Origin of the sequence: Colwellia sp. TT2012 (assembly GCF_001440345.1) — a bacterium.
Taxonomy (GTDB): domain Bacteria; phylum Pseudomonadota; class Gammaproteobacteria; order Enterobacterales; family Alteromonadaceae; genus Colwellia.
The window spans coordinates 122,034-135,170 of sequence record NZ_LJYX01000021.1 but is presented as its reverse complement, the minus strand read 5'-3'; the positions used below and the strand labels follow the sequence as shown (position 1 = coordinate 135,170).

The 13,137-nt window shown below is 38.7% G+C and carries 13 protein-coding genes; 10 read left to right on the top strand and 3 right to left on the bottom strand.

From position 1 onward, the window contains the following. Positions 1 to 35 precede the first annotated feature (35 nt). Positions 36 to 380 carry a DUF3718 domain-containing protein gene (locus tag ASU03_RS14630; protein ID WP_057832534.1) on the bottom strand — a complete coding sequence of 115 codons (345 nt, stop codon included), beginning with the start codon at positions 378 to 380 and terminating at the stop codon, positions 36 to 38. A 466-nt stretch (positions 381 to 846) separates the two neighbouring features. On the opposite strand from ASU03_RS14630, the gene ASU03_RS14625 reads away from it, so the two are divergent. From ASU03_RS14625 to ASU03_RS14580, 10 genes are all read left to right on the top strand, one after another. Further along, positions 847 to 1,209, top strand: coding sequence for a YebG family protein (locus tag ASU03_RS14625; protein ID WP_057832533.1), 363 nt, complete (start codon positions 847 to 849; stop codon positions 1,207 to 1,209). A gap of 45 nt (positions 1,210 to 1,254) precedes the next feature. Then, the gene (locus ASU03_RS14620) at positions 1,255 to 2,010 is read left to right on the top strand and encodes a M48 family metallopeptidase (protein ID WP_057832532.1); all 756 of its coding nucleotides are present in this window, start codon (positions 1,255 to 1,257) and stop codon (positions 2,008 to 2,010) included. 824 nt (positions 2,011 to 2,834) lie between these two features. Next, positions 2,835 to 3,200 carry a response regulator gene (locus ASU03_RS14615; protein ID WP_057832531.1) on the top strand — a complete coding sequence of 122 codons (366 nt, stop codon included), beginning with the start codon at positions 2,835 to 2,837 and terminating at the stop codon, positions 3,198 to 3,200. Then, positions 3,197 to 3,805 carry a hypothetical protein gene (locus ASU03_RS14610; protein ID WP_057832530.1) on the top strand — a complete coding sequence of 203 codons (609 nt, stop codon included), beginning with the start codon at positions 3,197 to 3,199 and terminating at the stop codon, positions 3,803 to 3,805. Before ASU03_RS14615 ends, ASU03_RS14610 begins: the two co-directional genes overlap by 4 nt. Before the next feature lie 48 nt (positions 3,806 to 3,853). Beyond that, entirely contained in the window at positions 3,854 to 4,828 is a 975-nt protein-coding gene (locus ASU03_RS14605) for a GGDEF domain-containing protein (protein ID WP_057832529.1), read from the top strand. A gap of 400 nt (positions 4,829 to 5,228) precedes the next feature. Then, on the top strand, positions 5,229 to 7,706 hold the full coding sequence (gene thrA, locus ASU03_RS14600) for a bifunctional aspartate kinase/homoserine dehydrogenase I (RefSeq protein ID WP_057832528.1): 2,478 nt from the start codon (positions 5,229 to 5,231) through the stop codon (positions 7,704 to 7,706). After that, positions 7,706 to 8,677, top strand: coding sequence for a homoserine kinase (gene thrB, locus ASU03_RS14595; RefSeq protein ID WP_057832527.1), 972 nt, complete (start codon positions 7,706 to 7,708; stop codon positions 8,675 to 8,677). The genes thrA and thrB overlap by 1 nt, the downstream gene beginning before the upstream one ends. Positions 8,678 to 8,761: 84 nt before the next feature. Further along, positions 8,762 to 10,087 carry a threonine synthase gene (gene thrC, locus ASU03_RS14590; protein WP_157465922.1) on the top strand — a complete coding sequence of 442 codons (1,326 nt, stop codon included), beginning with the start codon at positions 8,762 to 8,764 and terminating at the stop codon, positions 10,085 to 10,087. A gap of 153 nt (positions 10,088 to 10,240) precedes the next feature. Further along, positions 10,241 to 10,936, top strand: a complete 696-nt coding sequence (gene ung / locus ASU03_RS14585) for a uracil-DNA glycosylase (protein WP_057832525.1) — start codon at positions 10,241 to 10,243, stop codon at positions 10,934 to 10,936. Positions 10,937 to 11,055: 119 nt separating this feature from the next. Continuing rightward, positions 11,056 to 11,358, top strand: coding sequence for a hypothetical protein (locus ASU03_RS14580; protein ID WP_057832524.1), 303 nt, complete (start codon positions 11,056 to 11,058; stop codon positions 11,356 to 11,358). Positions 11,359 to 11,426: 68 nt separating this feature from the next. Here the strand turns inward: ASU03_RS14580 and ASU03_RS14575 are convergent, their stop codons facing one another. Further along, positions 11,427 to 12,017: a GNAT family N-acetyltransferase gene (locus tag ASU03_RS14575; protein WP_082627298.1), complete on the bottom strand. Its 591-nt coding sequence runs from the start codon at positions 12,015 to 12,017 to the stop codon at positions 11,427 to 11,429. Between the two features lie 133 nt (positions 12,018 to 12,150). Continuing rightward, positions 12,151 to 13,104 (bottom strand): D-2-hydroxyacid dehydrogenase, encoded by a 954-nt coding sequence (locus ASU03_RS14570; RefSeq protein ID WP_057832523.1) that lies wholly within the window; start codon positions 13,102 to 13,104, stop codon positions 12,151 to 12,153. Positions 13,105 to 13,137 lie beyond the last annotated feature (33 nt).

Here is a 13,137-nt window from a genome sequence, read left to right as displayed (position 1 = left end):
AATATCCTGTTGAGCGTTCTTATTTAGCCGTCACCTTAAAAGGTTACTTTAACTTTTGATAATGCAGCAACATCGGTAATACTGACATTACCAATACTTCTTTGCAGTCTAGTTGCTGTTTTATCAGCGCCATAACTTTCAGCAAAACTTATCACGTCTTGACCATTACACATTAATTTTAATGCGACGGTTTTAGTTTGTAAGCGATATGACTTAGTGGTGCCTTTCAGTTTCATAATGCTGTTACTTTTCGCTGCTTTACAAACATCAATAAGGGCTTTTTCCATATAAGGTGACATTGCCGCTTGGCTAGGCAAACTGATAGCTAACAGGGGTAAAGCGGCAGCAAGAGCTACTAGGGTTTTTTTAATCGTAGTCATAATAATTCTCCAAAGTGTTTTTATAATTCGTTAGTGTTTTATATGCCTAGCTATGCAAGGCACAACATAATAGTGGACTGTTTTTAGTTAAAAGTTGTAACCATTCGTCCAGATAATGTAAGCAAAAACCAAGGGTTTAATGATGGAAATTTGCTAAGTGATTGATTGCTTGTTTATTCAACAATATTCCTTGTATAGTACTGACATTAATCTTTACATTTTGTGATGTTTTGACATACGAAACTTGCTGTAGGTGTGATTGAACTCACGGTAATTGACCTAGGCTAGCTACAATTGTCTTGTTAAAAAGACTGTCGACTGTTTTTATATACAGTTGTTATTGCTACTGTGTTATTGTGGTTAAATAAAATAATCTGGATAGACGTTAATTTAATGTACTTGGCATTAATTTAGTAACGATGTAGCGAGCCTTTATTGAGCTCAAATTTAGGAATGGGGAAAACTAATGGCAGTTGAAAGTCGGTTTGTAGTGATTAGAAACGGGGTAGAGGCGAAAACATTTATGGATAAAAAATCAGCAGATGAATATGATAAAATGTTGGACATGGCTGATAACTTAAGCCAAATGTTCTCTCAATCACCAGTAGAGTTAAGTGATAGTGTCAATGAAGAATTAAGCATTTATTTAGCGCAACATAGAGAGGAGGTCCTTGTCGCCTTATTGGCTAAAAAACCGACTAAAGCCGTTAGCAAGTCCAGTGAAAAAGTAGCGGCTGCGCCCATTGACGAAGTGATTGATGCCAAGGCAGATAAAAAAAATACCGTTAAAGCTAAAAAAAGTAAAACTAAAGTAAGTACTAGCGAGTAAAATGAAGTCAGGTAATCAATGATAAGGTGTTGTGGTTAGTTTTCTATGCTTGAATATCAACTTATCCGCAGTAAGCGTAGAAAGACACTTAGCTTACAAGTTAAGTATGGTCGGGTGACTGTACGTGCGCCTTATTATGTTAAATTAGCTTTTATTGACACTTTTATCCAAGACAAGTCCGCTTGGTTGCAAGCAAAGTTAATTGAGCAACAAAAGCTAGTAAATTTTTGTGACTTTAGCCAAGGCTCAAATTTACTTTTTTTAGGTGAGTTAGTAAGCCTAAATATATATCAAGCAAAACAAGCTCAGGTTTTTTTTAATGATAACTTAGCAACTGACGTCACCGTATTAAGCGGGCAGCCCTTAGCGCCCAGACAACTTAATGTTGTTATTAGCCATAGAGTCAACGCCAAACTAACAGGGACTCGAGCCATAACTAAACAGGTTAAAAAACAACTGGAAGGTTATTTTAAGCAGCAAGCTGAAAGACTTATCATTCAGCGCCTTGACGTTATAAGTGAGCAAACGGCTTTAATTCCAAAAAAAGTTAATATTCGCCAATATCGTGCCCGGTGGGGCAGTTGTAATAATCGAGATGAAGTCAGCTTTAATTACTTGTTAATGATGACACCGGTATTTGTCATTGATTATGTTATTGTCCATGAATTATGCCACTTAACATTCCTTGATCACTCTAAAGGCTTTTGGCAATTGGTTGAGCAACACTGTCCTAGTTATCAGCAATCAAAGCAATGGCTTAGTCATCATCAATCACAACTATACTGGCAAAACCCGGGGTAAATGAGACAAAACGGGAAAAGTCACATGATGTCAACAACAAACTTAGACAAATAACCAACCTTTAACTACACTCTTTTACACCGCCATACATTACAATTAGTTTCACTAACTATCTTTACTCTTTTTATTTAAATTTGAAAAGGCATTGTGATGAAAATTAATTTATTTAGCATTAAACATAGTATTACAATTATTACGGTTTATAGCAGCTCAGCAATGTTTTCTCTTGCTTGTGCATCATTTCTTGTTGGCGGTTAGTCTAAAACTGACGCTAAGATCTATACATTTTAAAGTAGAGCTTAATAGAGCTTAATAGCGCTTAATTTCATTAGCTGCTCATGCTATTTGTCGTGGCATGGCTATAGCCATGCTACCTCAAAATGCTTGTTTCAGGATACCAGAGCGATCCATGATCAAGGCGCCTCTTTTATTAAGGGTCGTTCAGGAGAATATGCTCCTGCATTCTCTATTAAGCTGCATATGCAGCGTTCTTAATGAAACTAGGCAATGAAGATGCATTATTTGTTCAGGCATCCCCGTAGGGCTGGTTTATAAACGCTTTATGCAGCGTTATTGACTTCGACAATAGAATAACTATTCTCTTCAATCAATGCCTTGCCTAAAGTCGTTTCAAATTCCAGCTTAATCCTGTATTTTGCAGTAACATGGGTATTTATACCCTTACGTTATCCTGCTAATTTTACCCTTATTGACTCAGTAGCCTAAATAAAAGCAATTGTTGATTAACAATTGCTTATTTTTAGGGTAAATTATCGCTAACAAAATAAATAATATAATATAATATAATTAAGGTCCTTTCCTATATGAGTCCGTCTGTACTAATTTGTGATGATTCTAATATGGCTAGAAAGCAAGTGCTTAGAATATTACCCGAACAATGGAAAACTTCAGTTCAAACGGCAAGCAATGGCGCTGAAGCCCTAACTATTTTGCGTGATAACAATATTGAAGTACTCTTTCTTGATCTCACTATGCCGGGTATTGATGGCATTGGTGTCTTGCAAGGTATTCAAAAATTAAAGCTAAACTGCAGTGTTTTTGTTATTTCTGCTGATATCCAACCCGCAATGCAAGCTAAGGTGAAAGCCTTGGGGGCAAAGGAGTTTATGCGTAAGCCAGTCAATGCAGACATTTTACTCAATCATTTGCAACAGCATGGTCTTTTATGAGTGAATTTCACCTAACTGAAGATCAGCAAGACTGTCTGCAAGAGCTCATTAATATTGCTATGGGTCAAGCAAGTGACCAACTTGCTCGCTATCTGGACACCTTTGTTTATTTGAAAGTGCCAAGCATTGAAAGCGTTGATGCAAAAGGTTTAATACAAACTCTAAGTCAGCAGCAAAATACCATGGCCGTAGTGAGCCAAGGTTTCTTTGGCTATGAAGGCATACGTGGTGAGGCTCTGCTTTCTTATCAAGAAGAAGATTCAGGTCGTATTGCTGATTTACTTGGTTATGAGCCTGATGAGTTATCACAAGATGAACAATTAATGGATATCAGTTCTATTTTAACAACGACATTTTTGAATGTGTTTGCTCGGCAAATAGATAACCAAATGTCTTATAATGCCCCTAAATTATTGCCCATGGTGCAAAATAGTTTATTAGATCATTTACAGCAAATGACCTTTAATTGGGACGTAGCGTTAAAAATAAATATAAATTATCAAGTCACTGATTATTCTTTTAATTGCGATATGATCTTATTGATCCCTGAAACGGCAATATTGAATATCAAAAATGTACTTGACCGGATCTTGGCAGACTTATGATGTTAGACCCTAATGCCTTAACTCATCTAAAGAGCGTAGGGGGAACCTATGTTAACTGAGTCAATGCTTAAACAAATAAATAGCCAAATTGCCAACCAGTTAAATACCGGGTTTTTGGTGGTAGATGATGAATTTAATATTGTGATGTGGAATCGTTTTCTGCAAGTACATACCGATAAAGATACTGCGCGTATAATTGGTCAATCGATATTCACTATTTTCCCCGAGTTGCCTGAACGCTGGTTAACCCGAAAGTTGACCTCCGTTTTACAATTAAATACCCCCAGTTTTTGTTCTTGGCAACAAAGACATCACTTATTCGAATTGCCTCATACTCGCCCAATCACCACAGATAGTGAGTTTATGGCACAAAATTGTACTTTTCTACCGATAGAAACGGATTGTGCACAAAAGTATATCTGTATCTTAATCGAAGATGTAACCGATGTTTGTCATTATCAAGGTCAGTTACAAAAGACCTTAGAAGAGCTGGCTCAAATGAGCCGCATTGATGGTTTAACTCAAATATATAATCGTAGACATTGGCAAGAATCACTGGCACAAGAGTATGCAAAATCACGCCGACATAATAAAAAATTATCGCTGATTATGCTGGATTTAGATCACTTCAAATTGCTCAATGATAATTATGGTCATCAATGTGGCGATATGGTGTTAATCGAAATCAGTGCCTTAGTCACCTCTTTATTAAGGGTTGAAGACACTTTTGGTCGTTATGGTGGTGAAGAGTTTGCCATTATTTTACCAGAAACACATTTAACTGGCGCGATGGAGCTTGGTCAACGTATTTGCACTAGTATCGCTGCCGCATCTTTAAATTATAATGGTGAGGTTATCAAGGTCACGGTGAGTTTGGGCGTTGCCGAGCTTAGTGACGATGCCTCTCGTTATGAAGAGTTGATCACGCAAGCCGATTTAGCTTTATATCAAGCGAAAGCTGAGGGGCGAAATAAAGTATGTAGTGCCGATTTTGTCACTAGTTTTTCTCGGACTAAAGCTTAATTTAGGCCGCAGCTAGATATTTTATGCAAATATTAAGCTAAAAATAAATCTTTATGCATAAAATATAATCTTTATGCATAATTTATAATTTTTTATTTAATATTTTTTGTTATTAAAGATTGACAGATATCGTAACTTAAGGCACTTTAAGGTTATGAAAATAAACAACAGCCACATTATTATTATGCTTACTATTATTACCACCACCACCCTCTCTGGGATGGCGGTCGCTGGCTAAGGTGTAAAAAAGTTAAATTTTATCGAAGCCCGTGACCTGAAAAGGTTACGGGCTTTTTTTATGTTTACGATGAAGAGCTTTAACTCTAATATCAATTGACTGTTTATAGCCAAGCTGACAACAGAGCTAACCACTTCATTATTTCTTTACAAAGGACAAAACATGCGTGTACTTAAATTTGGTGGCTCATCATTAGCTTCGGCTGAGCGCTTTCGCCAAGTTGCCGATATTATCAAAGAGCAAAGTAAATCTTCCAAACTTGCGATAGTAGTCTCTGCACCACAAGGTGTTACCAATCACTTAGTTGCCATGGCTGAAAATATTAGCGATGAAGCAAAAATGGTAACTGACTTAGGTCACTTTAAACGCGCAATAACCACCATTATTGATGACTTATCCGCAAGTATTACTAATTTCAATAACCAACATTGTCAGCAAGCATTAACCAACTATGAACAGCAACTGGAACGCTATATGCGAGGGGCGACCTTACTAACCTATTGCCCTGATCATATCCGTGCTCGTATTATTAGTACGGGGGAGCGATTAAGCGTGGCAATTCTTGATGCCGTATTACAAGCTTATGGCTTACAAGTTTCGCTATTAGCACCTGAAAAATTCCTATATACCAATAACTCATCACTGAATGCCGTGGCCGATTTGGTTTTATCAAAAGAGAAATTTTCCAGTGAATACCCTGAATTGAGCCAAGTAGCTTTAATGCCTGGCTTTATCGGCGTATATGCTGACATTAATAGTGGTATACCACAAATAACGACATTAGGGCGTAATGGCTCAGATTATTCTGCCGCGGTGTTAGCCGTTTGTGCTCAAGCTGAGTGTTGTGAGATTTGGACGGATGTTGATGGTATCTATAATGCCGATCCTCGCTATATAAAAGAAGCTAAATTACTGGATAATTTGTCTTATCAAGAAGCCATGGAGCTGTCTTATTTTGGTGCTAGTGTGTTACATCCAAAAACAATAGGCCCTATCGCGCAATACCATATTCCTTGTTTAATTAAGAACACCAGTAATCCAAGTGCAGCAGGGACGTTAATTTCTAATAAAAATGACCAGAAAAAACGGGTAAAAGCAATTTCTAACCTTGATAACTTAACCATGGTCAATGTCTCAGGCCCTGGCATGAAAGGCATGGTCGGCATGGCGAGCCGTGTATTTGCTACCATGAGTAGAGAAAATATCTCTTTGGTTATGATAAGTCAGTCGTCTAGTGAATATTGTATTAGCTTTTGTATTTATTCTAGTGATGCCGAACTTGCCAAACATAGCTTACAAGATGAATTTGAATTAGAGCTTTTAAATGGTTTACTTGAACCGTTATCGTTAAAAGGTGAACTATCAATCGTCTCACTTGTGGGCGATGGAATGCATCACCAACGCGGCGTTGCCGCTAAATTCTTTAGTTCATTAGCACAAGCGCGAGTCAATGTGATTGCTATAGCGCAAGACTCTTCTGAGCGTAGTATTTCTGTTGTGGTGGAACAGCGAAAATGCATGGATGCCATGAAAGTAAGCCATCAGAATTTCTTTTCCCACCAGCGCACCATTGATGTCTTTCTCGTCGGCTGTGGTGTTGTTGGTAGTGAACTTATCGCGCAAATATCTCGTCAACAAGCGAGTTTGAAAAAGCAAAATATCGTCTTGAAAATCTACGGTATAGCCAATTCTAAAGGCATGGTATTTGACCAAGACGGTATTGATTTAAATAATTGGCAAGCAGCAGTTGCCCAAGCCGTGGCACCACTAGCCGTTAATGTTGAGAACCTGAAAGCGTTTGTTCGTGATAATCATTTGATAAATCCGGTCTTTATTGATTCAACGTCTAATGAAGCATTAGCCATGAGTTATGTAGATTATTTATCGGAAGGCTTTCATGTGGTTACCCCTAATAAAAAGGCTAATACTGATTCATGGGAGTATTACCAAAAGCTGCGCACTACTGCACAGAGAACGAACCGCCGTTTCTTATATGAAACCACGGTAGGTGCTGGTTTACCTGTTATTGATACCTTACAAAATTTAATCAAAGCAGGTGATGAACTACAACGCTTTGAAGGGATATTATCAGGTTCATTATCTTATATATTTGGTAAGCTTGAAGAGGGAATGTCGTTATCAGAGGCTACCGCTATTGCCAAGAAAAATGGTTTTACCGAGCCAGATCCGCGTGATGATTTAAGTGGACTGGATGTCGCACGTAAACTATTAATCATGGCCCGTGAAGCAGGTATGCCATTAGAGTTATCTGATATCACCATAGAATCAGTATTACCTAGTGATTTTGATGATAGTGGTAATGTCAGTGAGTTTATGGCTAACTTAAGCAAACTGGATAGTGGCTTTTCCGAGCGTGTAGCCAGTGCTAAAGCGTCAGGTAAAGTACTACGTTACATCGGCAATATAGTGGCTGGAAAATGCCAAGTATCAATCGAAGCCGTTGGTATTGAACACCCCTTATATGGCATTAAAGACGGGGAAAATGCTTTAGCTATACATAGTCGCTATTACCAACCGTTACCGTTTGTTTTACGTGGTTACGGCGCAGGCGCAGCAGTAACTGCCGCCGGTATTTTTGGTGATTTATTAAGAACTTTAACTTGGGAACAACAACACTAATGTCTATTCATAACACCAGTATTTCGGTATTTGCACCGGCCTCTATAGGTAATCTTAGTGTCGGTTTTGATGTCTTAGGGCTAGCAGTCAAACCAATAGATGGCACCTTATTAGGCGATGTGGTTACCGTATCGGCGACAACAGCAGCCAACAGCTTAACGGTTATGGGTGAATTTGCCGCTAAGCTGCCTAGTAAGAAAGAAGATAATATTGTTTGGTCATGTTTATTAATTTTTAATGAGCAATTACTCAAGGCTGAGCAAAGCCCTGTTTTTGTTGCGCTAACCTTAGATAAAAAAATGCCAGTTGGCAGTGGTTTAGGCTCAAGTGCCTGTTCTGTTGTTGCCGCACTGGTAGCATTAAATACTTTTTATGCAAAATATCAGGGTTTTAGCTTTGCTAAAAATGTTTTATTAAAAATGACTGGGCAAATGGAAGCGAAAATTAGTGGCAGCGTACATTACGACAATGTTGCACCTTGTTATTTAGGTGGCTTGCAATTAATGGTTCCCGATGAAAACGTCATTTCGCGCCTTTTACCAAGCTTTGATGATTGCTTCTATGTTATGGCCTATCCAGGCATTGAAGTATCAACTAAAGCGGCCAGGGAGGTCTTACCGACTGAATATAGTCGTAGTGACTTGATCAGTTTTGGTCAAAATTTAGCAACCTTTGTCGATGCCTGTCATCGTCAAGATAAGAGCCAAGCCTTTGCGGTACTAACCGATGTCGTTGCTGAGCCATATCGCACAGATTTGTTACCAAGGTATCAAGCATCTCGCGACTATTTGACCGCACAAGGCGCCTTAGCTGTTGGCATTTCAGGCTCAGGGCCAACACTATTTTGTGTTTGTGATAGCGAACAACAAGCGCAGAAATTTGCTCTATGGTTACAAGATAATTATTTACAAACCGCACTAGGCTTTGTCCACGTATGTAAAGTAGATAATGTTGGTGCAACTGAGCTTTAGCTTAGGTATTAAAAAACGATTGGCATTAATCATATCTAAATAGTAAAGCTAAACAATTTAGTAAACAGATTATTAGGAATGACAGTGAAATATTATAATTTAAAAGAAAATGACGAACAGGTAAGTTTCGCACAAGCGGTAAAACAAGGATTAGGTAAAAATCAGGGCTTATTTTTCCCAACTGCTATACCTAAATTTGATAATATTGAAGAGCTGCTGGCACTACCTTTAGTTGAGCGTAGTGTTAAAATCATGCAACCTTTTGTTGGCGAAGACTTAAACACAAGTCAATTAACTGACATTATTACGGATGCTTTTAATTTTCCGGCTCTATTACAACCTATTAGTCCGGAACGGGCAGTTTTAGAGTTATTCCATGGTCCAACATTAGCGTTTAAAGACTTTGGCGCGCGCTTTATGGCGAAATGTTTACAAGTATTTATTGCCAAGGATACGAAAGCAAGTGGTAAAACTAAGCCTTTAACCATTTTAACGGCGACCTCAGGAGATACCGGGGCAGCCGTTGCTCATGCTTTTCACGGCATTGATAACATTCGTGTGGTTATTATGTACCCCAAGGGGAAAATCAGCTTACTACAAGAGAAGATGTTTACTACCCTAGGCGGTAATATTGAAACATTAGCGATTGATGGTGATTTTGATGATTGTCAGACGTTAGTTAAGCAATCCTTTGATGATAAAGAGTTGGCTAATATCATTGGTTTAAACTCCGCCAACTCCATTAATATTAGTCGACTGATAGCGCAAGTGTGTTATTACTTTGAAGCAGTAGCGCAATTATCACGGGTAAAAAGTGATTTAAGCAATATCGTTTTCTCTATTCCAAGTGGTAACTTTGGTAATCTAACGGCTGGCTTATTTGCCAAAGCTATGGGCTTACCGATAAAGCGCTTTATTGCCGCAACTAATATGAATGATACTGTGCCACGTTACCTTGAAACAGGGCAATGGACGGTGAACAAGACGGTGGCAACTATTTCCAATGCGATGGATGTCAGTAACCCGAATAACTGGCCACGAGTTGAACATATGCTGAAAAGCGGTATTGTTGATCAGGGTTGTGTCAGCTCGGTATCTATCGATGAAGAGCAAACCCAGTCTGCGATCATTCAGTTAAGTAAACTGGGTTATATTACTGAGCCCCATGCAGCTATTGCCTATAAAGCACTACAATACAGTGCGGAGGAAGGCGAGTTTGGCATATTTTTAGGCACAGCTCATCCGGCGAAATTTAAAGAAGTTGTTGAAAGTATTCTTGGGCAACCTATAAGTTTACCAAAAGAGTTGGCTGCTTGTGTCGGCGAGCCTATTTTATCAGAAGATCTCTCGGCGAATTTTAGTGATTTACGCAGCTACCTGTTAAGTAGGTCAACCCGTACAGTTGCTTAGTAACTTACTTGAAAATTCCTAGTCGCATTACTTAAGGTATAAGACTAAGGGAAAATATAAAAGCTATCGCCTCGGTGATGGCTTTTTTACTTTTAATGTATCAATTGTAAAACTTTAGCTGTTAAAGTGAAGGTTAACTTTCTAGGAAAAATCATGATCAAACCCCAATGGCAGCAGTTAGTTAACCGTGAAGCGAAGCAAGAGTACTTTCAAAACTTAGTGACAGAAATAGCCAAACAAAGAACCGCTGAAATGGCCATTTACCCAGCAGAAAAGGATGTTTTTAACGCCTTTAAGTACGTTGATTTAGCGGATGTTAAAGTGGTTATTCTTGGTCAGGATCCTTATCACGGCAAAGATCAAGCCCATGGTTTAGCCTTTTCCGTACCAGTAGGGATTAAAGTGCCGCCATCACTGGTTAACATATATAAAGAATTGTCTACGGATATCAAGGGTTTTACTACGCCAACACATGGTTGTTTAACGCATTGGGCTAAGCAAGGAGTATTATTACTTAATACCGTGTTAACCGTACAGCAGGCTAATGCTCATTCACATGCAAAACTAGGCTGGGAAAGCTTTACGCAGCAAGTTATTGAGGAATTAAATAACCATAATAAGGGCTGTGTTTTTATTCTTTGGGGCGCACATGCCCACAAAAAAGGAAAAAACATCAACCAGGAAAAACATTTAGTGTTAGCGGGTCCACACCCTTCACCACTGTCGGCCTATCGAGGTTTTTATGGTTGTCAGCATTTCTCTAAAACAAATGTATGGTTAACTCATCGCAAGGTTAGCGCGATTAATTGGCAGCTACCTATGAATACTTCACCGGATGACAACGAATGACGGCTAACAATATTATTAATCATTGCTTAAGTTATCGCGGAGCGCTAACAACTTTCTAATTGAAGTGAGTCTGCTATATTTTAAGTAGCCGTTATTTAATCGCACCAGCAGGAATAATAATGAATGTAAGTTTTATCCAATTTGATGAGTCAGCTGTCGTTATACTGAACGTATTAGCGCAACACTTTCCTACACCGACAGAAATTGGCTTTAATGATATTTTTCCCGACATCGAGAGTGATGTCGATAAACGCTCAGCTCATATAGGCACGCTAGCTTTTTTACGACATGAGGACCTTATTGCCCATGACGTAGGTAGCGCCTCATCTTTTATTCTTACTCGAAAAGGTTTAGCGCTATTTAATGAAGATATTTTTAAGCATTTAAAAGAGCAGCTTAATGATGATGAAAATACTATTTAGTGGCATCAATAAAATTAATCACTAAGTGAGCATTTATTCTCAAAGAGAATGGTTATCAAAGTAAATCATTATTCAAGTAAATCATTGTCAAAGTGAATGATCATCTCTGCGGCGTCACAATGACAATCATGACCACATAAAATGCACTGATAGCCTTGTTTACTTTCTTCATGCCATCTATCAGGATGAGACTTTATCAGTTTTCCACCGCATTTAGTGAAATAGGACACGGCACTATTATTGGGACTTTGTTGCCATAAATGACTTATACCCGCTAGCGCGCCTTGCTGTTTTGCAGCTTCAATGGCAAGTTGCAGTAGTTGTTTGCCAATGCCTAAGCCGCGGTGTTTTTCATCGACGGTATTGCATTTAAAGTAACAACACTTTTGCCGGTCTACTTGCCATAACGTTGGGCTACACCAATGATCTATTGGCCACTGATTGGCTGAATAAGTACTACGAAAGCCAATAAGCTTATTATCGAGCAAGGCAACAAAACTACAGTTAATTGTCTTAACTATGCCTTTATTAGTCCATTGACCTAGTTTGTCATTATCCAAATAACCCTCACCGTGCACTTGATTAGCTAGGGTGATAACTTGTGAAAAATATGCTGAGGTTAACGGCACATAGCGAATAGTATTTTTTTGATTAGTCATGGAATTTCTTAAGGCATTTAATTGCTTACATCAGACCTAAGATAGCAAAGTTGCGAGCACGTTGCAGCTATGTTTCCATGTGAATTCTAATAGAGAATTTGAGGGTGACATTAAAAGACTAAGCTGAGTTAGATTAGTCTAAGCGGTTTAAGCGCCTACCTAGTTTAAATGCCATGATATTGTCAGCTAATAAATTAATCAGACGCTGTTGGGCTTCATTACTTGCCCAAGCAATATGGGCAGTTATTTTCAAATTCGCTAATTTGCTATTGAGCAAGGGGTGGTCTGCTGGCGGAGGCTCTTGTGTTAAAACATCTAAAATAGCATAAGCTATCTCTTTATTTTTTAAGGCGTTTAGTAACGCTACCTCATCAACCAATGCGCCGCGGGCCGTATTGACTAGTACTGCGGTGTTTTTCATCCGTGATAAAACGCTAGCATCAATAAGGTTTTCTGTTTCAGGAGTTTGTGGGCAATGTAAACTAATAATATCCGCTTGAGCTATTACCTGCTCAAAAGCAACTCGACCTGCTCGAATAGCCGTTGTCTTGGGTCGTTCACTAATAAGCACTTGCATATTAAATGCTTGCGCAATCGCGGCAACGGCTTTACCTAAATTGCCGTAACCAATAATACCGAGTGTTTTACCGGCCAATTCATTAAAACTATTGCCGTGATAGCAAAAAGCATCGCTTGTTGACCATAAACCTTGTGCAGTATTGTTATTGTGATGGTTGGTTTGCTGATAACACTCGAGTAACTGAGCAAAAACATATTGAGCAACGGATGGTCCAGCGTAACCACTGACATTGGTCACGGCAATATTTAAACGCTTGGCTGCAACAATATCAACATTGTTATAACCCGTTGCACTGATACAAATTAGCTGCAATTTCGGTAAGTCGGCTAAGATTTCTGCGCTTAAGGGGACTTTATTAGTAATAATAATCTCTGCATCATGGCAACGGCTGATGACCTCAGTCGCTGAGGTTTTGGCATAACAGCTTAATTCAGTTAATTGTTGCTCAATGATAGAAAAATCAAGGGTTGAACTAAAGGTTTGTTTATCTAAAAATACCGCGCGCATGATTGTACTCAAAGGTTTAGGGCGTTAATTATT